Here is a 22,040-nt window from a genome sequence, read left to right as displayed (position 1 = left end):
CACCCTATCGGGCGGCCTGACGCCGGCCGGGGAGTCCTGTCCCTAAGCGACCGGGAATTCCGCCCGTGAGATCGCGATCATCTCGTCACGGGGAACGACCTTGACCCGGGCGCGCCCGTGTGGCTCGCCCAGGGCAACCTCGTGCTGATCGAGGTTGTGCCACCCGTCGAGGTCCGTGTACCTGATCCCACGGGAGTCGAGAAGGTCGAGCACCGACTGCTCAGACGGGAACTCCGGGTTCCACCAGCTGCCCTCCCCGTTGATCACGTGGCGGATCGTTTCCATGGCATCCGACTTGGTGTGGCCGATGAGCCCGACCGGCCCGCGTTTGATCCAGCCGGTGGCGTAGACACCGGGCACGACGTCGTTGCTGCCCTTCTGCAGGGCGACACCCTCCCGGTTCGGGATGACACCATGCTTCTTGTCGAACGGGATGCCGTCGAGCGGCGACCCGAAATAGCCGACCGCCCGGTAGATGGCCTGGATGGGCACCTCGCGGATCTCTCCCGTCCCGACGACGCCGCCCTCGGCATCCGGGCGCGTGCGTTCGTAACGGAAGGCGGCGACCCGGCCGTCCTCGTCGCCGACGACCTCGAGAGGCCGCGCGTAGAAGTGCAGGTGCAGCCGGCGGGACGCGTTCCCGATGGGGCGCTCACGCCACTTCTGCAGGATCTTGTCGATGACCATGACCTGCTTGTTGCTCGCGATCGCGGTCTTGGAGGCCTCGTCATAGTCGAAGTCCTCGTCGTGCAGCACCATGTCGACATCGTTCAGCTCGCCGAGCTCGCGCAGTTCGAGGGGTGTGAATTTGACCTGGGCGGGCCCCCGTCGACCGAACACGTGCACGTCGGTCACCGGCGACGTCTTGAGCCCTTCGTAGACGTTCTGTGGGATCTCGGTGGAGAGCAGGTCGTCGGCGTGCTTCGAGAGCATCCGCGACACGTCGAGGGCAACGTTGCCGTTGCCGATCACGGCAACGGACTTCGCGGTGAGCGGCCACTCGCGGGGCACATCGGGGTGCCCATCGAACCAGCTCACGAAGTCGGCGGCTCCGTACGAGCCCTCCAGATCGATGCCGGGGATGTTCAGGGGCGCGTCGCGCACCGCCCCTGTGGCGAAGATGACCGCGTGGTAGTGGCGCTTGAGGTCATCGAGAGAGATGTCCGTGCCGAAGTCGACATTGCCGAAGACCCGGATGTCACCACGGTCGAGCACTTCGCGCAGCGCATTGATGATGCCTTTGATCCGAGGGTGGTCAGGCGCGACCCCGTAACGAACGAGCCCGTACGGTGCCGGAAGCCGGTCGAACAGGTCGATCGACACATCGAACTTGCGTTCGGCTTTGAGGAGGATGTCCGCGGCGTAGATTCCTGCGGGGCCGGCGCCGACAATCGCGATTCTCAATTTGGTCATCTGCGTCTGGTTCCTTTACTTGCTGCGGTCGACGATCGTCTCCGCGAATCGTGTCAGTGCCTGCTTCACTGGTCCGTCGGGCAGGGGTTCGAGCGCCGCGACGGCGTCGTTCGCCCAGCGGTGGGCCTCGGTCAGCGTGCGGGTGGTCACGGGGTGCTGGCGCAATTCGGTGATCGCGGCGGCGAAGTCGTCGGATGTCTCCCCGTCGGTGCCCGCTGCGGCTTCCGCCTCGATCCGGGCGAGGAGAGCAGCGGCATCCGCGTCGGTCTCGGCGAGGACCCGCAGGTGGATCAGCGGGAGGGTGGCGACACCGGCTCGGAGGTCGGTGCCCGGGACCTTGCCGGTCTCCTCCGGCTGCGGCGACAGGTCGATGACATCGTCGATGAGCTGGAAGGCCACACCGATCTTCTCGCCGTACTGGACGACAGCAGGCTCGAAGGCTTCGTCTGCGCCGGAGAAGATGACGCCGGCCTGTGCGGCCGCAGCGATGAGCGAACCGGTCTTGTCGGCGAGCACCTGGATGTAGTGTTCCTCCGGATCGTCACCGTGCTGCGGGCCGACCGTCTCGTGGAGCTGACCGAGCACCAGCCGCTCGAAGGTGTGGGCTTGCAAGCGGATCGCCCGTTCGCCGAGGCCCGCCATGAGCTGGCTGGCTCTGGCGAAGAGCAGATCACCGGTGAGGATCGCGACGGAGTTGCCGAAGACGGCGTGTGCGCTCGGCACTCCGCGCCTGCGGTCGGCGTCGTCCATGACGTCGTCGTGGTACAGCGAGGCGAGGTGGGTGATCTCGATGGCCTCGGCCGCTGTGATCACGTCGACGGTGTTGCCCGCGCCGAGCTGGGCGGTGAGCAGGATGAGCATCGGCCGCACGCGCTTGCCTCCTGCCTCGAGGAGGTACCGCGTGGAGGCGTCTGCGATGGTGTCGGCGAAGATGAGTTCAGAATCGAGCCCGCGCTCGATCTGCTCGAGGCCGTCATCGACGGCGGCGAGGAGTTGCCTGGTTCTGGGGGAGGCGAAAATGCGGTCGGTCTGGCCCAGGTGGCTGGAGAGGCTCGTGGCACGCCGCATGGCACTCGGATTCACGTGGTCTAGCCTACCCGTGCCGGGGCTGGCAATTACTTCTCCTCGATCCCCCACGGGGAACGTAGCCGTCGGGAGCGTCCGCTGCCAGCAGATCGAGGAAGGGCCGGGCGTCGAAAGCCGCAGCGCCGAGGACACCGGCCCCGGTCCAGACCCCGGCGGCCAGCAGTTCGAGGGCGACGACCGGGTTGATCGCCGTCTGCCACACGACGGCCTGTGAGCCGCACTCGGCCGTCGACTGCTCGTCGTCGACGACATGGTCGAGGTAGGAGGAGCGCGGCTTGCCGTCCTTTCCGGTGCCGCACCCAGACCCCTGCGCCGGTCTTGCCGTGCATGCGGTCGCCGAGGGTTGCCGGGTCCTGGAGGGCGGCCGCGACGACGTCGCGTGGTGTGGTTTCGGCTGTCAATACCCCTGCGACGCGCTTTCCGCACTCGTTGACTGATGCTTCCGACCGGCGCATCATGGAACCCCTCGGGCAGGCGAGCGACGGGAAAGCGGGAACGCACATGATGCTGAGAGGACTGGCCACCGTCAGGTCCTTCGCGGACGACATCGATTCGGCGGGGGAATGGTACTCCGAACTCCTCGGCATCCAGCCGTACTTCGTGCGCCCGGACTCGGGGCCTGCGGCGTACATCGAGGATCGGATCGGTGACTACGAGCACGAGCTGGGCATCATCGATCGGAGGTACTCACCACACCCGTCCGCGGTGGGGCCCGGCGGCGCTGTCGTGTTCTGGCATGTTGCGGATGTCGAGGACGCGGCGGCGAAGCTTCTCACCCTCGGTGCGAAGGAACACGAGGCGATCACCGCCCGTGAGGCGGGGTTCGTGACGGCATCCGTCGTCGACGGGTTCGGGAACGTCCTCGGCGTCATGCAGAACCCGCACGACCAGGAGATCCTCGAGCTCCACAACGGTTCGATGCTGGGCGAGTGATGGCGAGAGAGCAGGAGACGATCCGCTTCGAGGGGCCAGACGCCTTCCGGGGGTGGATCGAGCAGCATCAGGATTCGTCGCCGGGGGTCTGGCTGGTGATCGCGAAAAAGGGATCAGGGCAGACGACCGTGACGTATGCCGAAGCGCTCGACGTCGCCCTCGCGTACGGCTGGATCGACGGACAGACCCGAAGCGTCGATGAGGCCACGTATGTGCAGCGGTTCACGCCGCGACGGCCCCGGAGCCCGTGGTCGGTGCGCAACGTGGGCATCGCCGAAGCGATGATCGCCGACGGTCGGATGAAGCCGCGCGGGCTGGCCGAGGTGGAGCGGGCTCGGGCGGATGGCCGCTGGGATCGGGCCTACCACGGGCCGAAGAACGCGGAGCCGTACCCCGATTTTCTTGCGGCGCTGGAGAACAACCCCGAAGCCGCGGCGTTCTTCTCCTCGCTCAACAGCCAGAACCGCTATGCGATCTACTACCGGGTCCAGGACGCCAAGCGGCCGGAGACCCGAGCGAGGCGGATCGAGGATTTCATCGAACGGCTGGCCCGCGGAGAGAAGACCTACGGGTGAGCCTCCCCCACGAGATACCGAAAAGGGCTGCTCCAGGCGCGAATTCGAGCGATCAGTGGGCTCTTTTTGGTGTCTCGAGGAATCGGATTGTCCGGTTGCTCCGCGAGGCGGGGTGTGTCTTCGCTGACGAGGAGGCCGGGCTGTTGGGTGGGGCGGCGACATCCGTGGCGGAACTCGACCTGCTCGTCTCGCGCCGCTGCGCCGGGGAACCACTCGAGTACGTCCTCGGCTGGGCTGCGTTCTGTGGCCTGCGTGTCCGGGTCAGCCCCGGGGTTTTCGTTCCTCGCCGTCGGACCGAGTTCCTCGTCGACCGGGCGGCGGCCCTCGCGGTCGGGGTCGAGCATCCGGTCGTCGTCGACCTGTGTTGCGGGTCAGGAGCCATCGGGAGAGCGCTGGCCGAACGGCTGGGTGGCGTCGAACTGTGCGCGACGGACATCGATCCGGTCGCCGTCCGGTGCGCCCGGGGAAACCTCGGCGAGCGCGGTCGCGTCTTCGAGGGGGACCTCTATGCGCCGCTGCCGTCGGCACTGCGCGGTCGCGTCGACCTCCTGACCGCCAACGCGCCGTATGTGCCGACAGCGAGCATCGCCACCATGCCTCGCGAGGCCAGGCTGCACGAGGCCAGGGCCACGCTCGACGGAGGGGACGATGGGCTGGACCTCCAGCGGCGGATCGCCGTCGAGGCATCCGCCTGGTTGAAGCCTGGGGCACATCTCGTCATGGAAACCAGTGGGCGGCAGGCGGATCACACGGCGGAGATCCTCGCCCGGGCCGGCCTCGCGCCGGTCACCGAGCACTCCGCCGGATGGGACGCGACCGTCGTCACCGGTACGCGCGGTTGACCCGGATCGGCACGTCTCGCGGGGAACCCTGCCTGTTCACGCCCTGGGCCGCAGCGGATGAGCGGATGCCGCGGCTCAGCGCCGCCAGTGCGACGGCCGCGTCACTGACTCGGGCAGCACCGTCAGGTCATCCCCGCGCGCAGCATTCACCTGGAACTGGGTGAGGTAGAGCGCGTCCTGCATGGTCGCACCGCCCAATTCCGCATCACGAAAGTCCGCCCCGAGAACGTCGGCGTTCGACAGGTCGGCGGAGCGGAGGTCCGCGGCGATCAGCCAGGCTCCGCGCAGGTGCGCTCCGCGCAGGTCCTGCCCGGCGAGGTGAGCGCCCATCAGATCAACTCCCGGCTCCAGGCGCCGAGCCGCTTCCGAGGTGCCGGTTCCCTCGCGCACGAGGGCGCTGGCCTGCCGCAACAGTCCAGTCAGTGTGCCCTGGTAGGCATCCACGTCGAGCGCACGGATCTCGTCAGGCGATGCCGTCGTGAGGGCTTCGGTCTCGCCGTATGCGCGCTCGAGGTCGTTCTTGAGCGGCGCCGCCTCTGGACGCCCGGCGGCGTCGGCCAGGTACCAGAGCAGTTCCTGCAGCTGACGCACCACGGGGAACACGGCGAACATCGACGCCCGGATGTCGGCATCGTCGCGCCAGCTCGCGCCGCCGTCGGTGTGCTGAGTCACCTTCTGCCCGGCGCCGAAGCAGTCAAAGACGGTGCACCCCTTGAACCCGCGCTCCCGCAGCTCGGGGTGGATGACACAGCGGTAGTCCTCCTCGAGGTTGACACACGGCTCGCCTGCGTCCTTGGTGAAGGCGAAATCGGCGGAGCGGGCGAAGGCCAGGGCGACACAGCACAGGCCGACACAGCGGGAGCAGTCCGCCCGCAGTTCTCGTCGCCGGTCGACCGGCGTCAGCGGAATCGGGTCTCTCACACGGCCTCCTTTGGCTGTCGGCAACCGACCTCAGCCGCGCGGTTTGGTTCCCCGGTGCAGCGCGACGATACCGCCGGTGAGGTTGCGGTACTTGACCTCGGTCCACCCGGCACCGCGCAGCCAGGAGGCGAGCTCCCCCTGCCCCGGCCACGCCTGGATCGAGTCGTTGAGGTAGTCGTACGCGTCCGGGTTCGAACTCGAGAACTTCACGAGGACCGGAGTGACTCGTTTCAGGTAGAAGTCGTAGAGACCTTTCATCACCGGGTTCGGCGGAGTGGAGAACTCGCAGATGACCAGGTGCCCGCCCGGCTTCGTGACGCGGAACATCTCAGCGATCGCCTTCTTCGGCTCGACGACGTTGCGCAGCCCGAACGAAATGGTCGTGGCATCGAACTCGTTGTCGGAGAACGGAAGATTCGTGGCATCCGCCTCGACGAATTGCATGTTGCGCACACGGCCGTACTTCTTGCGGCCCACCTCGATCATGCCGGGGGAGAAATCGGCGGCGACGACGGTGGCACCCGACTTGGCGAGGAAAGCGCTTGAGGTTCCGGTGCCGGCGGCGAGGTCGAGGATGCGGTCGCCGGGGTGCGGATCGATCGTGCGGGTGGTTGCCACGCGCCAGAGCACGTCGTTACCGACGCTCATCACCGCGTTCGTCCGGTCGTAATGCGTGGAAACCTGGTCGAACATGGCGGAAACCTGCGACGGCTGCTTGGAAAGATCTGCCTTGTTCATGTCCCCAGTGTACGACCGGACCCCTCGTCACGGCCGATCCGCAGCAACCGGCGTACGCTGGATGCGTGACTTCACCCGGCACGCTTGCGTCCACACAGCACCTCGTCGTCGAAACCGAACAGGTTGACGACGTCCGTTCGCTCATCGCCCTTGTCGACCCGCAGCGCCCGCTGCTGTGGCTGCGCAAAGGCTGCGGCCTCGCCGGAGTGGGTGAAGCGCTCCGGCTGGAATTCTCAGGTCCGAACCGGATGCAGGACGCCGCAGCCGTCTGGCGTGAGATCGCCGCCGCGGCAACCGTCACCGACCCGTTGCGGATGCCCGGCACCGGCCTGGTCGCGTTCGGCACGTTCGCGTTCGCCGATCACTCTGCGCAGTCGAGTGTGCTGATCGTGCCGCAGCTCCTCATCGGCCGGCGCGAGGGGGTGACGTGGGTCACTCGCATTCGCCTGGACGCGGAAAACGCACCGGATGCTCCGGCAAGCCCGCGGTCGACCGCATTCGGCCCCGAGTACCGGATCACCCTCACCCCTGGCGCTGAGTCAGCCGACGGATTCCGGGAGCATGTGACCCAGGCGGTGGAGCGCATCCTCGGCGGGGAATTGAGCAAGGTGGTCCTCTCACGCGACCTCCTCGGTCGCATCCCGGCCGACGCTGATCTCCGCCGGGTCGTCTCGGATCTCGCGCTCGGGTACCCGGACTGCTGGACCTTCGCGGTCGACGGCCTCGTCGGCTCAAGCCCCGAGACCCTCGTCGGGGTGCAGGACGGATCCGTCACCGCACGCGTGCTCGCCGGGACGGCGTCGCGCGGGGTCGACGCCGAGGCGGACCAGCAGGCCGCCGTCGACCTTGTGACGAGCGCGAAGGACCAGGACGAGCACCAGTTCGCCGTGCAGAGCGTGCTGGCGTCGCTGCGACCGCACACCTCTCATGTGCTCACCAGCGAGATGCCGTTCACCCTCAAGCTTCCGAACCTGTGGCACCTCGCCACCGACATCGAAGGCACCCTCACCGACGACGCCACCTCACTCGACCTGATCGATGCCCTTCACCCCACCGCCGCTGTGGCCGGGTCGCCGACCCCCGCCGCGGTTGCCCTGATCGACGAACTCGAACCATTCGATCGCGGCCGATATGCGGGGCCCGTCGGCTGGGTCGGCGCTGACGGCGACGGCGAATGGGCCATAGCACTCCGCTGCGCGATGGTGGAGCCGGGCGGCGACGTCACCGCCTGGGCGGGCTGCGGCATCGTCGGCGAATCCGTGCCCGAGAAGGAGCTCACCGAGACGCGGATGAAGTTCCGGCCGATCGTCGACGCGTTCGGCTGAGCCGCCACCCCGTCCATCCGTCGCAAACGCCGACCCCCCGGCACCAAACCCGACATCCGGGACGGATGAGCCCACCGCTGGCCGGATCAGGTGGCCGCCAGGCGCGTCTTCTGCTCCTCGACGTCGTAGTCTGCGGGCGGCCACTGCGGGTCGATCTCGGTGAGAGCGTCGAGCAGGAGGCGTTGCACTGCGACCCGCGCGTACCATTTCTTGTTCGCCGGGACGACGTGCCACGGTGCCGCTTCGCTTGACGTGCGTTCGAACACCGCCTGGTACGCGTCCTGGTAGGCGGACCAATGCTGGCGTTCATCGATATCGCCTGGATTGAACTTCCAGTGCTTGTCAGGGCGGTCGAGCCTCTGGGCAAGGCGTGCCTTCTGCTCATCGGCGCTGATGTGCAGCATCACCTTGACGATCCGGATGCCCCTGTCGACCAGTTCCTGCTCGAACTCGAGGATCGCCCCGTAACGCCGCTCGATTTCTACGTCGTCGGCCAAGCCACGGACCCGCGCGATCAGGACGTCCTCGTAGTGCGAGCGGTCGAAGACGCCGATCAGCCCAGGCTCGGGAACGGCGCGCTTGATCCTCCAAAGGAAATCATGTGAGAGCTCCTCTTCCGTCGGGGCTTTGAACGCCGACAACGCGACTCCCTGCGGGTCGACCGAACCGACGACGTGCCGCACGATGCCGCCCTTTCCCGCGGTGTCCATCGCCTGCAGGACGAGCAGGACGGCATCCGTCGCCTCACCCTTCGACGCTGCGAACAGGCGTTCCTGCTTCTCGCTGAGAAGCTCGGCATCCTTGTTGAGTTCCGCTTTTCCCGCCGCCTTGTTCCCGACGAACCCTGGGCTGCCGTTCGCGTCCACGGCGTCGAGTGTGAAACCGTCGCCGACCCGCAGCAGCGGTGCGGGGTCGGCCTCCCATCCGGATTTTTTCTGTGACGTCATCTGCACATTGTGGCGGCGAAAACCGGGCCGTTCAACCGCTTGCGGATCGAGCGAGCGGCGCTCACCGTTCGAGCGGGACCTCGATCAGGGTTCCGGATGCCACGGGTGCTGTGAGCGCCTGATCCAGCTCTCCGCGGGTGCTCGCCTTCAGGTACGTCCAGCCGTATGCCGCGGCGAGAGCAGCGAAGTCCGCCCGTTGCGGCGTGTACAGCACCCGGTCGAAGTCTGCGCTTTCGGTGGATTCAGCCACCTCGAGGCCGTCGAAGATGGTGCCACCGCCGTCGTTGCCGACGATGACCTGAATCCTGGGCATTGCTTCACCCGTCCCGCCGAGCAGCGCTCCGACGTCGTGCAGCAGGGTGAGGTCGCCGAGCAGCACGCGGGTCACTCCGGCGCCGTCGGCCTGACTGGCGACGGCAATGCCGAGAGCGGTGGCGACGGTCCCGTCGATGCCCGCGAGACCCCGGTTGGAGTGGACGCGGATCTTCTTGCCTGGCACGGCGGCGTCGACATCACGGATGAGACGGGATGCTCCAAGCACGAGCCGGTCGTGCGGCCAGGTCGCTCCCCACACCGCGAGCGCGAGCATCCGCCGGTCCACCCTGGCGCGGATCGCCTGGAATTCCGATCGAACGTAACCGAGCCGGGTGGCAGGGTCATGGGACTGTGCAGCCTCCAGATCGGGAGCGACATCCTGGGACTTCTCGTCGGAGATCCGTCGCGACGCCTGCACCCACGAGCCCACCCAGGCCCTGTCGATGCTGCCGTCGACGACGGTCGCAGCACCGACGATGTGGGCGGCGCGGCGGCCCGGGTTGTACACCTCGTCGCCGCTGGGTGCGACGACGATGACTTCGACACCGTCCCGCGTCAGCAGGGCGGGGACCTGCCGACTGAGGGTGGGGTGGCCGTACACGACAGCCCGTTCGACGCGGCCACCGAATTCCGGATCCGAAAGCAGTTCTCGGTACGCGACGACGAGGTTCCTGCCGTACCTGGCACCGCTCGACACCTCGGCGAGGAGCGGCCAGCCGCCGGCGTGGGCTAGCGCTTCGGCGACAGGCCCTGCGCCGTGACCGGCGATGACGACGGTGCGTTTGCCGCGCTCGAGGAGGATGCCTGGGCGGGTGATCCGGCCGCCGCTGACGTCCGGTCGCGCGACCGGCTCAACCCTGTCGAGAACCGCGATGGGTGTCGACAACGGTTCACGGAGGGCAAGGTTCAGGTGCACCGGCCCCGCCCCTGCGGGCCCCACCCCGACAGCCGCGTCGACCGCCAGCCGGGCGAGCGTCCTCGCGGATGCCGCATCGCCTGGCGCGCCCATCGGCGCCGGCACGTCGCGGGTCAGCCGGGCAGCAAGGCCGAAGATGCCGGCCTGGTGGGTGGTCTGGTTGGAACGGATGCCGCGGAGCTCGTCCGGCCGGTCGGCGGTCAGCAGCAGGAGGGGAACGCCGGAATGGTGCGCCTCGAGCACCGCAGGGTGCAGGTTCGCGACCGCTGTGCCGCTTGTGACGATGACGGCGGCCGGGACGCCGCTCTCGATGGCGAGCCCGAGCGCGAGGAAGCCGGCGACCCGCTCGTCGATGCGCACGTGCAGCCGGATCGACCCGGCCCTTTCGAGCGCTGCGGCAGCCAGCGCGAGCGCTTGCGACCGTGACCCTGGGCAGACCACGACGTCCTGCACTCCGAGGCGCACGAACTCTTCGAGAAGCGCGACCGAGTATGTGGTTGCCGGACCGGCGTCAGGCATCCGTTCTGCCCGACTCGTCGGGCGAGTGCCCGGCCGAGCCGTCTGGACTGTCGTCCGGTGTCGGCGTGGCCTTGCCGGTCACGTCAGGGTTTGGTGCGTCGGAGTCGAGCGAGGCGAGTTCCTCTTCGAGGCGACGGATGCGTTCATCCTGTTCCCGATCGCGGCCAAGGGTGCCGATGAAGGCTGGGTCGTCGTCCGGCGCGAGTCGCGGTTTCGCCTCCTGCCCAGCGCGGGCGCGGCCGATGGTGAACCAGAGAACGACGCCGAGGACGGGCAACAGGAGGATGATGGCGATCCAGGCCGGCTTTTTCAACCCGCGGACCCGGTTGGCCGGAATCATGGCGCAGTCGATTACCGAATAGATCGTCGCGACGACGAGACCGACTATCAGTATGATCCACCAACGCATACCCCCATCGTAGCCCCGAGTTCTGGGAACTTCCCCCCTGTCGACGGTTGCTTCCCGGCGGTCCTCCCAGAGTGCGCGCCTACACTGGGAACGTGAAACGCATCCCTCCCGTCATCTACTACACCGTGCTCCGCCTGCTCACCTTCGCGGTGCCCCTGGCGGTTCTGCTGCTGCTGGGGATCGAGCCGTGGATCGCGACGATCCTCGCCGCGCTGATCGGCCTCAGCGTCTCCTACATTTTCCTGCAGCGCCCGCGCGAAGCGGTGTCACGGGACCTCTACGAACTGCGTCACGGCGCGAAGAAACCCGCCGAAGACGAGAACGCCGAAGACACGGTGTCGGATGCCGCGGCATCCGACACAGTGACACGCAGCGAGCGCTGACCTACTTCCAGAACGCCCAGAGCAGTGCGGCGCCGAACAGTAGTTGCACCAGGCCGGTCAGCTTGAGTGCGAGCACGAATTCGTGTGCGGTCCGAGCCGTTGCCACGATGAGGGCGGCAGGCAGTGCGGCGAGCAGCCCGAACAGCGCGAACCAAGCCACCGGGTAGAACATGGCCAGCCAAGCGGCGATGCCGAACGGCGCAAGCAGGCAGAGGATGTAGAGGATCCGACTGGCGGTGTCGCCGAGCAGGACGGTGAGCGTGCGCTTGCCGGCATCCCTGTCCTGGGTGATGTCCCGGATGTTGTTGACGATCAGGGTGGCGACAGAGATGAGTCCGACGCCGACCGCTCCGAGCCAGGCTTCCTGGTTCAGCACGAACGATTGGACGTACGCGGTGCCGAGCGTCGCCACCAGGCCGAAGAACACGAACACGAACAGTTCGCCGAGCGCGTTGTAGCCGTAAGGCCGGCGACCACCGGTGTAGAACCAGCCGGCGAGGATCGCGGCGGCGCCGACGGCGAGAAGCCACCACAAGCCGGTAAGCACGGTGAGAATGAGCCCGGCCACCGCCGCGAGGGCGAAGAAGACCAGAGCAACGATCAGAACGGTCTTCGGACGCGCCTTGCCGCTTCCGACGAGCCGGAAGGGGCCGACCCGGTGCTGGTCGGTGCCGCGGATGCCGTCGGAATAGTCGTTCGCGTAGTTGACGCCGATCTGGAGGCAGACCGCAACCGCGAGGCAAAGCAGTGCCCGAACCCAGTGGAACTCGCCAGGGTCGTTGGCGACGACTGCCGCCCCCGTGCCGACGAGGACGGGGGAAACCGACATGGAGAGGGTGAAGATGCGAGCGCCGGCCACCCAGTCGCCGAATGTGGCTGGGCGGATCTTCTCGTACCGCTTGGCTGCTGGGTTACCGCTCGAGCCTCGGCCCACCGGCCGTGCGGCCTTCGGCCGTTGCGGGGGCGTGAGTCGTTGTGATTTAGCTGCCACGGGGCAACCTCCCTCTGTTCGTACGCAGTTTACCGGGCCGCCCCCGCTCGCTGTTCGCTGACGGCAAACGCGGCAGACTAGACATTTTTCCGGCGCTCATTAACATGGTTTTCAGAAGTTGAGTCACATCGACTCAACTCTTCTACAGCACAGAGACGAACAGAGAGGACAATTCAGATGGCAATGAACTTCGACCCGTTCCGTGAACTCGACCGCATGAGCGAGACGCTCCTGGGTGCCAGGCAGGGTCCCCGTCTGATGCCGATGGACCTGTACCGCGAAGGCGACCACTACGTGCTCGCGGCTGATCTGCCGGGCATCGACCCTGGCTCCGTCGACATCGACGTGGACGGCCAGTTGCTCACGATCCGCGCTGAGCGCACACTCGGCGCAGCGGAGGGCGCCAAGTGGATTGCACGCGAACGCATGGCCGGCTCGTTCCTCCGCCAGCTGAACCTCGGCCAGGGAATCGACATCGAGAGGATCGCCGCCAACTACACCAACGGCGTGCTCAGCGTCACCATCCCTGTCAGTGAGCGAGCGAAGCCACGCAAGATCGAGGTCGCGGCGGGCAACGATCAGGACACCCTCACCGTGAATGAAGGCAATCAGAAGTCCGTGGACGCCTGAAGCCGCGCGGAAGACGGCGGCCGGGGCAGCGCCCCGGCCGCCGTCTTGTGTTCAGGCGGAGTCGCCGGATCCGACAGCGGGGAACTCGCCCTCCTGGTCGCCCTGGAGAGCAACAGCGACGATCGCCACGATCGCCAGCCGGTCGGGTTTGCCTGACGGCAGCAGCGGCAGTTCATCCAGTCGCACGATGTGGGCGGGGCGAGCCGGCTTGCCCAGGGAGTCGGCGACAGCATCCGCGATCTGAGATAGCGACGGATGCCCCGCCGTCGTCACGACGACCGGAACCTCGCCCCAGTCGCGATGCGGGGTGGCCACGACGACCGACTCGGTCAGGTCGGGCAGGCCGCGCACCACGTGCTCGACGCGGTCGAGTGACACGTTGACGCCGCCGGAGACAATGACGTTGTCGGCTCGCCCGGTGACGCGCAGCACACCGTCACTGAACTCGCCCAGGTCGCCGGTGCGGTACCAGCGAAGGCCGTCGGCGACGGGGAAGGTACGAGCGGTGAGTTCCGCGTCGCCGAGGTAGGCTTCGGCCAGCATGGCACCGGCCAGTTCCACCTGGCCGTCGACGATGCGGACGTGCACCCCGGGCAGTGGCACGCCGTTGTAGACGCAGCCGCCGGCAGTTTCGCTCGACCCGTAGGTGCGGAAGATCGGCAGGCCAAGCTGCTCGCTACGCCGGAGCAGCTGAGGCGGAGTTGCCTGCCCGCCGACGAGAATACCGTCGAAACGGCGGAGCGCGATCAGCCCGGCTCGGCTCTCGAGAAGTCGCGACAGCTGCAGCGGCACGAGCGAGGTGTAGTGCCGCTCGCCGCTCAGCTTCCGGGATGCCTCGACGAAGGCGGCGGGTTCGAACCGGCCAGGGGGAAGAACAACGGGTACTGTTCCTGCGGCGATCGATCGCACGAGGACCTGGAGTCCGGCGATGTAGTGAGCGGGAAGCGCGAGCAGCCACTGGCCCTGTCCGTCCAGCGCGGTGGCGCTGGCCGCCGCACTCGCGAGGAGGGCGTTGCAGGTGAGGGCGACCCGCTTCGGCACGCCGGTCGATCCTGACGTTTCGATGACGACACCGACTGGTTGCGGAACCTCCTCGGCTTCGACGCCACGGGGTTCGTCATCAGGAACCGGCGTGATGGCGGGCCCCGAGAGGTCGAGGGCGCGCCGCAACTCGACCATGAGGTCGAGGGGCCTCGTCGCCGGCACCCGAACGAGCATCCGCGTCATGCTTTCACCATACGCTGATCGACTCCGCGCTGATCTCGATACGGCCGCAAGCGGCCTACTCGATCAACGGAAGGCTCAGATCAGCCACGGGTTCTTGCGCACCAGCGGCAGCCGCTTCCATGAGCGACCGAGACCCCAGGTGTCACCAGCCGAGGTTGCGGCGACCGCCACCAGGGCGAAGGCGTAGATGATGTGGTAGTCCACGAACGGGTTGGTGGAGGAGGCGTTCGCCACGAACGGCCACTCGGCGAGGTACATGAGCACCATGACGAGCGAGCCGGCGACAGCGCTGACTCGCAGACCGATGCCGAGCATCACGGCCGAGCCGATCGCCAGCATGGCGAGCATGAACAGCACGTCGGTGGCGGGGCTGGCGATTCCGGCGAAGAAGGGCTTCAGCGGTCCGGTGACGGCATCACTGCCGAGGAACCCCTGGCTGGGGGCTCCACCGTTCAGCCAGGACCGATCGGTGGGAGTGGCGAACCCGAGCCCGAACGTTTTGTCGAGGAACGCCCAGAGGAAGATGAAACCGGTCCCCAGCCGGAGGAGAGCCAGGGCCCGACGCCCGATGACGCCTCCCGGGACGTCGGCAGCCGGTGGTCGTTCTGGCGTGTGGTCTGTCGGTCGAATGTCGCTGGTAGCGGTCATTGCGGTTCTCCGTTCGCTCTCATCGTGCAGACGCAGACCGAATGGGCCCTCGGGGACAGTATGCGCCTATTGCCGACGATGCGTCAGTTCATCACCCGGCTACGCCTTCGCCAGCTGATACCCCGGTGGCCGTGTCGACCCAAGACGGCGCCCTCTGATGACGAGGAGCGCGAGCCCGGCGAGTCTCCACCACAGGGACTCGCCCTGCTCATCGAACGCGAGACCCTTTCCCAGAGGAGCGCCTTGTCGACCAGCGCATCATCCCAGGAAGAGTGCGCCTTTTCGCCGCCCAGGTGCCGCCGCTGAAGACGTCATCTGGCGATTCGGCCGGCTCCGCCACTGGTATCAGCCCGCGCCGGCTCCCGACCCCCAATCACGGCGTCACGGGACGTGACCGGCCGCACGTCCCCGTTCCTCAGAACTGCCAGGGGTACGGCGACCAGTCCGGCTCCCGCTTCTCGAGGAACGAGTCCCGCCCTTCCACCGCCTCATCGGTGCCGTAGGCGAGACGCGTCGCCTCCCCCGCGAACACCTGCTGGCCCATCAGCCCGTCGTCGACGGCGTTGAAGGCGAACTTGAGCATGCGGATAGCGGTCGGCGACTTGGTCAGGATGGTGCGCGCCCAGTCCAGTGCAGTCGATTCCAGTTCCGCATGCGGCACGACGGCGTTCACAGCGCCCATCTCGTAGGCGCGCTCAGCCGAGTATTCCTCGGCGAGGAAGAAGATCTCGCGGGCGAATTTCTGCCCGATCTGCCGGGCGAAGTACGCACTGCCGTACCCGGCGTCGAAGGAGCCGACGTCAGCATCCGTCTGTTTGAACTTGCCGTGTTCCCGGCTGGCGATCGTCAGGTCGCAGACGACGTGCAATGAGTGACCGCCGCCGGCAGCCCACCCGGGAACGACCGCGATGACGACCTTCGGCATGAACCGGATGAGTCGCTGGACCTCGAGGATGTGCAGGCGTCCGCTGCGTGCGGTGTCGACGCCCGACGCCTCATCGCTCGCGGAGTACTGATAGCCGTCACGCCCGCGGATGCGCTGGTCGCCGCCGGAGCAGAACGCCCACCCGCCGTCCTTGGGGCTTGGCCCGTTGCCGGTGAGCAGGACGACGCCGATGCGGGGATTCGTGCGGGCGTCCTCGAGGGCACGGTACAGCTCATCGACGGTGTGCGGGCGGAACGCGTTGCGCACCTCTGGTCGGTTGAACGCGACCCGGGCGATCCGGCCCGAGATGTCGTGATGGTAGGTGATATCGGTCAGAGGCCCGATTCCGGCCACCTCTGCCCACTCGCTTTGGTCGAAGATTTCAGACACCGTCATGAATTCAGCCTAGAGCGCGGATGCTTCGCCCTGTGCCTGCGCCGAACAGGAGGTTCTGCGCGAATACCACGGGGAACAGGAGATGTTGAGCGTCCCGGGGGGACTTGCCCTGTCGAATCTGCGCTGGACGGGGTCGATGGGCCGGTTCCGCTCCGGGCACGGCAGAATGATTCCATGTCGAACATCCCGCCGCTCAACCAGACAGTGCCGGACCTCGCAGATCTGCTCGCGTCGGCCCGCGTGGTCGCGCTGCCGCTCGCGACGCGGTTCCGTGGCATCGACGAGCGTGAAGCGCTGCTCCTGGAGGGCGAGAACGGCTGGGCGGAGTTCTCTCCGTTCGTCGAATACGGCGATGCTGAAAGCGCGACCTGGTTGCGGGCGGCCGTTGAGTTCGCGTGGGGCGAGCTTCCAGCTCCGTTGCGCCGCAGCATCCCGGTCAACGCGACGGTGCCTGCCGTCCACGTCGACCGGGTCACCGGCATCCTGAAACGGTTCGACGGATGCCGCACCGCCAAGATCAAAGTCGCCGAACGCGGGCAGAGCCTGGTCGAGGACCTCTCGCGGGTGCGCAAAGTGCGGGAGCTCATGGGCCCTGAGGGCCGCATCCGCGTCGACGCCAACGGAGGCTGGAACATCGATGAGGCCGAGCACGCGATCCACGCGCTCGCTGAGTTCGATCTCGAGTACGTCGAGCAACCGTGTGCGACCGTCCCGGAGCTCGTGGAGATCCGCCGGCGGACCAAATACATGGGTGTGCCGATCGCCGCAGACGAAAGTGTGCGGAAGGCCGCCGATCCCCTCACCGTCGCTGAAGCCGGTGCAGCGGACATCCTCGTACTGAAGGCGCAGCCGCTCGGCGGCATCCGCCGGTCGCTGGACATCATCGCGCAGGCCGGGCTTCCCGTGGTCGTGTCGAGCGCGCTGGACACCTCGGTCGGCTTGTCGATGGGCGCGTGGCTGGCTGCGGCCGTGCCAGACCTGGAGTACGACTGCGGCCTTGGTACCGCCTCGCTGCTGTCAGCCGACGTGACCGATGACCCGCTGCAGGCGGTGAACGGGTCAATCGACGTGCGCCGGGTCGTCCCGTCGCAACGCCTGCTCGACGGCTACGCGGCATCCGCTGAGCGTCGCGACTGGTGGCTGGACCGCCTGCGCCGCTGCCACGCGCTGCTCTGACGACTCCGTCCCCATCGCTGATCGAGTAGCGACCGAGCGGAGCGAGTCCGCGTATCGAGATCAGTCTGTGGACAAGCGAGCAGACCGCCTGCAGCCACCCCATCGCTGATCGAGTAGGCCGCCTGCGGCCGTATCGAGATCCGTCAGCCGACGCCAACGATCTCGATACGCTCCTTCGTCGCTACTCGATCAACGAAGACACGCCCCTTCGTCGCTACTCGATCAACGAAGACACGCTCCTTCGTCGCTACTCGATCAACGGAGGAGGGCGACCGTTAGACCGGCGGGCTACAGTCCCGAGTAGGCGTGCAGGCCCTTGAAGAAGAGATTGACCACCGAGAAGTTGAACATCACGGCGACGAATCCGATGATGGCAAGCCATGCCGACCGGGATCCGCGCCAGCCGCGAGTCGCCCGCGCGTGGATGTAGCCCGCGTAGATCACCCAGATGATGAAGGTCCAGACCTCTTTGGTGTCCCAGCCCCAGTAGCGACCCCAGGCCCGCTCGGCCCAGATCGCACCAGCCATGAGCGTGAACGTCCAGAGGATGAAGCCGACGATGTTCGTGCGGTACGCGAGGTTCTCCAGCCGTTCCGCCGTCGGCAGCGTCGCCAGGAACTTCAGTTTGAGCCCGGAGAGGTCAGCGCCGCCGACTTCACGACGGTGCTGAACGAGCTGCAGCACCGCCAGCGCAAAACCGAGAGCGAAGAACGCGGTCCCGGCCGAGGCGACGAAGACGTGGATGACGAGCCAGGCCGACTGCAGGGCCGGCGGCAGCGGAACGATCTCGACGTAGAAGTCGACCGCGGCGATACCGAGCAGCACCAGGACCAGCCCGGTGATGAACGTGCCGAGGAAGCGCAGGTCGATCCGGAGCAGCACGACGAGGTACACGGCGATGATGAGCAGAGTGCCGGTGAGCCCGAACTCGTACATGTTCGCCCACGGCACCCGGCCGGCGGCGACACCGCGAGTGACCACTGCCGTGAGGTGCAGCAGGAACCCGAGAACGGTGAGCGCGAGCGCGACGCGCAGCACCGGCGACTGGCGGGCCTGGACCTGCGGCGCGTCGGTGTCCGTCCGGGTCAATGTGGTCACCGGTCGACCGGACGCACGGCCGACTTCAGCTGTTTCCAGAGACGACGACAGGGAGGCATTGTGGTGGGCGCCCGCCGCGGCCAGCTGGTTGGCGGCGGCCGTCACGTCGGCCGACCGACGGGCGAGGTCGAGCGCGAAGGCGATGAAGGCGAGCATGTACATCGCCATGGCCGACCAGAGGGACAGCACGGAAAGTTCGTTCAGATCCACGATCTAAGGGTACCTCTCGGTTTTGCGGGGAAGGTCTGCGGATGCCGCCCGGTTGGAGTGCCAGCGGGAAGTCACGGCGGCGATCGCTCGCCAACCCATCAGCAGTACGGCAAGGGATATCGTGGCGACGAGGAGAAAGGGTACGGCCGTTCCCTGCCCCGATGCTGTGCGGAGCAGCATCCCGCCGGCCACGGTGATCAGCCAGACGCCGACACCGGGCCAGAGGATGCCGAACGGCCGTTTCCAGGCGGCGGTCACTCCCCAGCCGACCGCGAGCGCAGCGGCGAACGGCCACCAGGTGGTGAGGAGCCCGAGGATGCTGGCATCCGCGTTGTGGCTGCCGCGCCCGACGAGGACGAACAGCAGCGTCGCCGCCAGGTCGATCCCGGCAGCAAGCATCACCCTGGCGCGGCGGCTCATCGCTGCAGGCCGAGAGCGGTGCCGTGACGGTAAGCGATGGCGTCGACGGCCTCACCGAGCCCGGGGTCTTCACCGCGGGCGAGGCCGGCGTATTCGACGCGAACCGTGCCGTCGACGTTGTCGGTCGCCTTGATCCAGACCCGCCGGCGCGGGATGAACAGCGAGGTCAGCAGTCCGCCGAGGATGAGGATTGCGAAGGTGAGCACCCAGCCCTGGGTCGGGTCACGATGCACGTCGAAGGAGGCGAAGCGGGCGACGGAACCGCTGAAGTCTGCGGTCGTGGCGTTCTCGTCGGCGGACGCCGCAGCATCCGGATTCGCGTTCTCGAAGGTGATGGACCCTCGACCGCCCGGCAGCTCCTGGCTCTGCCCCGGCATCAGTTCGATCGAATCCACGCCGGTTTCCCCGCCGGTCAATTGGGTCATATCGTCCACGTTGAGCTCGTACACCGATTTGGGAGCACCGTCGTTGATGCCGAGGTCACCGGAGTACACGTTGAGTGTCAGCACCGGAAAGACGAGGTCGGGGTAGGTGGAGGTATACGCGCCGGTCTCCAGCTCGTATGCGGTCGGGTAGAGGAAGCCGATCATGCCGATCTGCTCCTCGAGGCCGTCCGGGATCTTGATGACGCCGAGAGAGGTGAGGTTGCCGTCCTGCGGGAGGAACGGAACCGAATCGGTCCAGACCACAGTGCCGTCCGGGTCCCGGACGGTGACCTTCGGCGCGTAGCCGTTGCCGAGGAGGAAGACATCCGTACCCTCGAACCGAAGCGGGTCGTTCACCTTGATGGCCCGTTCCTCGGTGTCGCCGTTCGGCAACCGCGTGGTGACGTGGGCTGTGAAGTCGATGGGCTGGCCGTAGGCGTCGAGGTTCTTCTGCTCGTACGTCACGTCGAAGTTGTCGAGCGACAGGGAGTACGGGGCGAGGTCGTCCGGGTTGTAGAACCGCCCCGGGTTGAACGAGTTGTAGTCGAGCAGTGTGTTCACGAAGGTCTGCCCCTCGACGATGACCCGCTGGCCGGCATAGCCGAGCCCGCCGCCGATGGCGACGGTGAGGAGCATGCCGACGAGAGCGGAGTGGAAGACGAGGTTTCCGGTCTCGCGGAGGTAACCGCGCTCGGCCGAGACCGACACGTCGCCGTTCCGGCCCTGGTAGAGCTCCGTCCGGTAGCCGGACTTCTTGAGCAGCGCGTGTGCCGATTCGATCGCGGAGCCGGCGTTCCCACCCTCCAGGGTGATCTCGGTGTGAGCGGCGAGGCGTTGGAGCCTGGCGGGGGTACGCGGGGGACGCGACCGCATCGCCTGGAAGTGGTGTTTGGTGCGCGGCACCACGCAGCCGATCAGCGAGATGAACAGCAGCAGGTAGATGCTCGAGAACCACACGGACCCGTAGACATCGAACATCTGGATGCTGTCGAGCACCGGCGCGAGGTCAGGGTTGTCGTCGAAGTACTGGATGACGCCGTTCGGGTCCGAACTGCGCTGCGGCACGAGTGATCCTGGCACCGCGGCAATTGCCAGGAGCAGCAACAACATCAGCGCGGTGCGCATGCTCGTGAGCTGTCGCCAGATGAACCGCAGGGTGCCGGTGAAACCGAGCTTCGGCTGGACGATGTCGTCGTCAGGGCGCTCCTGCTGCGGGCGGGCCCCCGCATCGACGTAATCAGATGGTCGTGACATAACCGTCGATCAGCACTCCGACTCGTGACATGAGCATTCCCCAGACACCGGAGACCATCAGCACGCCGATGAAGACGAGCAGGATGCCGCCGGCCACGTTGATCGCGCGGATATGCCGTTTCAGGAATGCTACGGATCCGGTGACCCAGTTCAACCCGGCGGCCACCAGAAGGAAAGGGATCCCAAGGCCGAGGCAGTAGACCAGTCCGAGAAGCGCTCCCCGACCGGTAGAACCAGAGGTGAGGCTGAGCGCCTGGATGGCGATGAGCGTCGGCCCCAGGCAGGGCGCCCAGCCGACCGCGAAGACAAGCCCGAGGACGGGCGCCCCTGCGAGTCCTGTCGCCGGGCGGAAGTTCGACTTGACCGTGCGTTGGAGGAACGAGAACTGCCCGACGAAGACGAGGCCCATGACGATGACGACGACGCCGAGCACGCGGGTGATGACATCCTCCCACTGCACGACGAATGCGCCGATGGTGCCCGCGAATGCTCCGATCAGCACGAAGACAAGGCTGAAGCCGAGCACGAAGAGCACAGCTCCGAGCATCACCCGTGATCGGGCAGGAGCCTGTTTGGCGCGGGGGCCGTTCGACATCCCGCTGACGTAACCGAGGTAGCCGGGCACCAGCGGAAGCACGCAGGGCGACGCGAATGAGACCAGCCCGGCCAGCAGGGCGATGGGGATGGCCGCGAAAAGTTGCCCATTGAGGACGATCTCACCCGGATTCATGACGGCGCTCTACTCTTCGATCGCGTCGCGAATGAGCGTGCCGAGGATGGATGCTTCTTTCAACTGCCCGAGGATGCGGGCCGAGACCCTGCCTTCCTTGTCGAGCACGATCGTTGTCGGCACCGCTTTCGGCGGCACCGTTCCGGTGAAAGCGAGTTTCACGGCGCCGTCCTGCACGTCGAGGATCGACGGGTAGGTGATGCCGTAGGTTTCGTTGAAGGAGAGCGCCGTGTCGGCCTGGTCGTACACGTTGACCCCGATGAACTGAGCGCCCTTGCCGTCGTACTCGGCGCTGAGTTCCTGAAGGTCGGGCGCTTCCGCCCGGCAGGGGGCGCACGCGGCGTACCAGAAGTTCACGACGAGGACCTCGCCGGGAAAGTCCTCCGAGGAGATCTTCTCGCCGCTCTCGGTCGCGCCGGCGAAGCTGATCGAGTCCCCGCGCTCCGCCTCGGGGATCTCGGTCACGGAACCGTCTCCGGCGATGTATCCCTTGTTGCTGCCCTCTTTATATTGCTCAGCGAGGGGGTCGCTTGCGCAACCGGTGAGAAGCAGAACAGCGGCGATCCCGATCGCAGCCACGCGCATCCG

At 67.0% G+C, this 22,040-nt stretch carries 23 protein-coding genes and 1 pseudogene; 7 read left to right on the top strand and 17 right to left on the bottom strand.

Translation table 11 applies throughout. The features are described from left to right. Positions 1-42: 42 nt before the first annotated feature. The 3 genes and pseudogenes from JWP90_RS05840 to JWP90_RS05830 form a co-directional block, all read right to left on the bottom strand. Entirely contained in the window at positions 43-1,413 is a 1,371-nt protein-coding gene (locus JWP90_RS05840) for an FAD-dependent oxidoreductase (RefSeq protein ID WP_297360973.1), read from the bottom strand. Between the two features lie 15 nt (positions 1,414-1,428). Then, positions 1,429-2,481 carry a polyprenyl synthetase family protein gene (locus tag JWP90_RS05835; protein WP_297361071.1) on the bottom strand — a complete coding sequence of 351 codons (1,053 nt, stop codon included), beginning with the start codon at positions 2,479-2,481 and terminating at the stop codon, positions 1,429-1,431. 47 nt (positions 2,482-2,528) lie between these two features. Then, positions 2,529-2,891 (bottom strand): annotated as a pseudogene (locus JWP90_RS05830) (saccharopine dehydrogenase C-terminal domain-containing protein); the annotation flags it as partial. Positions 2,892-2,928: 37 nt separating this feature from the next. On the opposite strand from JWP90_RS05830, the gene JWP90_RS05825 reads away from it, so the two are divergent. From JWP90_RS05825 to JWP90_RS05815, 3 genes are all read left to right on the top strand, one after another. After that, complete coding sequence (locus JWP90_RS05825; protein WP_297360970.1) at positions 2,929-3,432, top strand: VOC family protein; 504 nt, start codon at positions 2,929-2,931, stop codon at positions 3,430-3,432. Next, positions 3,432-4,007, top strand: coding sequence for a YdeI family protein (locus JWP90_RS05820; protein ID WP_297361068.1), 576 nt, complete (start codon positions 3,432-3,434; stop codon positions 4,005-4,007). The genes JWP90_RS05825 and JWP90_RS05820 overlap by 1 nt, the downstream gene beginning before the upstream one ends. Before the next feature lie 95 nt (positions 4,008-4,102). After that, positions 4,103-4,849: a putative protein N(5)-glutamine methyltransferase gene (locus JWP90_RS05815; RefSeq protein WP_297360965.1), complete on the top strand. Its 747-nt coding sequence runs from the start codon at positions 4,103-4,105 to the stop codon at positions 4,847-4,849. Between the two features lie 75 nt (positions 4,850-4,924). Here the strand turns inward: JWP90_RS05815 and JWP90_RS05810 are convergent, their stop codons facing one another. Together JWP90_RS05810 and ubiE are read right to left on the bottom strand one after the other, a co-directional pair. Continuing rightward, positions 4,925-5,770 (bottom strand): pentapeptide repeat-containing protein, encoded by an 846-nt coding sequence (locus JWP90_RS05810; RefSeq protein ID WP_297360962.1) that lies wholly within the window; start codon positions 5,768-5,770, stop codon positions 4,925-4,927. A gap of 30 nt (positions 5,771-5,800) precedes the next feature. Further along, entirely contained in the window at positions 5,801-6,508 is a 708-nt protein-coding gene (gene ubiE / locus JWP90_RS05805) for a bifunctional demethylmenaquinone methyltransferase/2-methoxy-6-polyprenyl-1,4-benzoquinol methylase UbiE (RefSeq protein WP_297360959.1), read from the bottom strand. A 65-nt stretch (positions 6,509-6,573) separates the two neighbouring features. Here ubiE and JWP90_RS05800 point away from each other — a divergent pair, with 65 nt between their 5' ends. Then, a complete protein-coding gene (locus JWP90_RS05800) occupies positions 6,574-7,833 on the top strand; it encodes an isochorismate synthase MenF (protein ID WP_297360956.1) in 1,260 nt (419 codons plus the stop codon). A gap of 86 nt (positions 7,834-7,919) precedes the next feature. On the opposite strand, the gene JWP90_RS05795 is transcribed toward JWP90_RS05800, so the two are convergent. The 3 genes from JWP90_RS05795 to JWP90_RS05785 all read right to left on the bottom strand — a co-directional run bounded on the left by JWP90_RS05795 (position 7,920) and on the right by JWP90_RS05785 (position 10,939). Next, the gene (locus tag JWP90_RS05795; RefSeq protein ID WP_297360953.1) at positions 7,920-8,780 is read right to left on the bottom strand and encodes a PPK2 family polyphosphate kinase; all 861 of its coding nucleotides are present in this window, start codon (positions 8,778-8,780) and stop codon (positions 7,920-7,922) included. Positions 8,781-8,841: 61 nt separating this feature from the next. Further along, a complete protein-coding gene (gene menD / locus JWP90_RS05790; protein ID WP_297360950.1) occupies positions 8,842-10,530 on the bottom strand; it encodes a 2-succinyl-5-enolpyruvyl-6-hydroxy-3-cyclohexene-1-carboxylic-acid synthase in 1,689 nt (562 codons plus the stop codon). After that, positions 10,523-10,939 carry a PLDc N-terminal domain-containing protein gene (locus JWP90_RS05785; protein WP_297360948.1) on the bottom strand — a complete coding sequence of 139 codons (417 nt, stop codon included), beginning with the start codon at positions 10,937-10,939 and terminating at the stop codon, positions 10,523-10,525. Before JWP90_RS05785 ends, menD begins: the two co-directional genes overlap by 8 nt. 92 nt (positions 10,940-11,031) lie before the next feature. On the opposite strand from JWP90_RS05785, the gene JWP90_RS05780 reads away from it, so the two are divergent. Next, on the top strand, positions 11,032-11,322 hold the full coding sequence (locus tag JWP90_RS05780; RefSeq protein ID WP_297360945.1) for a DUF4229 domain-containing protein: 291 nt from the start codon (positions 11,032-11,034) through the stop codon (positions 11,320-11,322). A 1-nt stretch (position 11,323) separates the two neighbouring features. Here the strand turns inward: JWP90_RS05780 and JWP90_RS05775 are convergent, their stop codons facing one another. After that, positions 11,324-12,313, bottom strand: coding sequence for a 1,4-dihydroxy-2-naphthoate polyprenyltransferase (locus tag JWP90_RS05775; RefSeq protein ID WP_297360942.1), 990 nt, complete (start codon positions 12,311-12,313; stop codon positions 11,324-11,326). A gap of 177 nt (positions 12,314-12,490) precedes the next feature. Here JWP90_RS05775 and JWP90_RS05770 point away from each other — a divergent pair, with 177 nt between their 5' ends. Then, positions 12,491-12,943, top strand: a complete 453-nt coding sequence (locus JWP90_RS05770; RefSeq protein WP_297360939.1) for an Hsp20/alpha crystallin family protein — start codon at positions 12,491-12,493, stop codon at positions 12,941-12,943. Positions 12,944-12,994: 51 nt separating this feature from the next. Here JWP90_RS05770 and JWP90_RS05765 read toward each other — a convergent pair whose 3' ends face one another. The 3 genes from JWP90_RS05765 to JWP90_RS05755 all read right to left on the bottom strand — a co-directional run bounded on the left by JWP90_RS05765 (position 12,995) and on the right by JWP90_RS05755 (position 16,139). Then, positions 12,995-14,170, bottom strand: coding sequence for an AMP-binding protein (locus JWP90_RS05765; RefSeq protein ID WP_297360936.1), 1,176 nt, complete (start codon positions 14,168-14,170; stop codon positions 12,995-12,997). 75 nt (positions 14,171-14,245) lie between these two features. After that, complete coding sequence (locus JWP90_RS05760) at positions 14,246-14,818, bottom strand: DoxX family protein (protein WP_297360933.1); 573 nt, start codon at positions 14,816-14,818, stop codon at positions 14,246-14,248. Positions 14,819-15,233: 415 nt separating this feature from the next. After that, complete coding sequence (locus JWP90_RS05755; protein WP_297360930.1) at positions 15,234-16,139, bottom strand: 1,4-dihydroxy-2-naphthoyl-CoA synthase; 906 nt, start codon at positions 16,137-16,139, stop codon at positions 15,234-15,236. Positions 16,140-16,313: 174 nt separating this feature from the next. On the opposite strand from JWP90_RS05755, the gene JWP90_RS05750 reads away from it, so the two are divergent. Beyond that, positions 16,314-17,315, top strand: a complete 1,002-nt coding sequence (locus tag JWP90_RS05750; RefSeq protein ID WP_297360927.1) for an o-succinylbenzoate synthase — start codon at positions 16,314-16,316, stop codon at positions 17,313-17,315. A gap of 288 nt (positions 17,316-17,603) precedes the next feature. On the opposite strand, the gene ccsB is transcribed toward JWP90_RS05750, so the two are convergent. The 5 genes from ccsB to JWP90_RS05725 are packed head-to-tail and all read right to left on the bottom strand — an operon-like array spanning position 17,604 to position 22,037. Continuing rightward, entirely contained in the window at positions 17,604-18,581 is a 978-nt protein-coding gene (gene ccsB / locus JWP90_RS05745; protein WP_297361065.1) for a c-type cytochrome biogenesis protein CcsB, read from the bottom strand. Positions 18,582-18,626: 45 nt separating this feature from the next. Then, positions 18,627-19,043, bottom strand: coding sequence for a DUF3054 domain-containing protein (locus tag JWP90_RS05740; RefSeq protein WP_297360924.1), 417 nt, complete (start codon positions 19,041-19,043; stop codon positions 18,627-18,629). After that, on the bottom strand, positions 19,040-20,722 hold the full coding sequence (locus tag JWP90_RS05735) for a cytochrome c biogenesis protein ResB (RefSeq protein ID WP_297360921.1): 1,683 nt from the start codon (positions 20,720-20,722) through the stop codon (positions 19,040-19,042). The genes JWP90_RS05740 and JWP90_RS05735 overlap by 4 nt, the downstream gene beginning before the upstream one ends. After that, the gene (locus JWP90_RS05730) at positions 20,706-21,452 is read right to left on the bottom strand and encodes a cytochrome c biogenesis protein CcdA (protein WP_297360918.1); all 747 of its coding nucleotides are present in this window, start codon (positions 21,450-21,452) and stop codon (positions 20,706-20,708) included. Before JWP90_RS05730 ends, JWP90_RS05735 begins: the two co-directional genes overlap by 17 nt. Before the next feature lie 9 nt (positions 21,453-21,461). Continuing rightward, positions 21,462-22,037, bottom strand: a complete 576-nt coding sequence (locus JWP90_RS05725; RefSeq protein ID WP_297360915.1) for a TlpA disulfide reductase family protein — start codon at positions 22,035-22,037, stop codon at positions 21,462-21,464. Positions 22,038-22,040 lie beyond the last annotated feature (3 nt).

Origin of the sequence: Mycetocola sp., assembly GCF_025464835.1 — a bacterium.
Classification (GTDB): domain Bacteria; phylum Actinomycetota; class Actinomycetes; order Actinomycetales; family Microbacteriaceae; genus Mycetocola_A.
The sequence above is the reverse complement of the archived record's forward strand: the minus strand, read 5'-3'. Positions and strand labels throughout refer to the sequence as shown.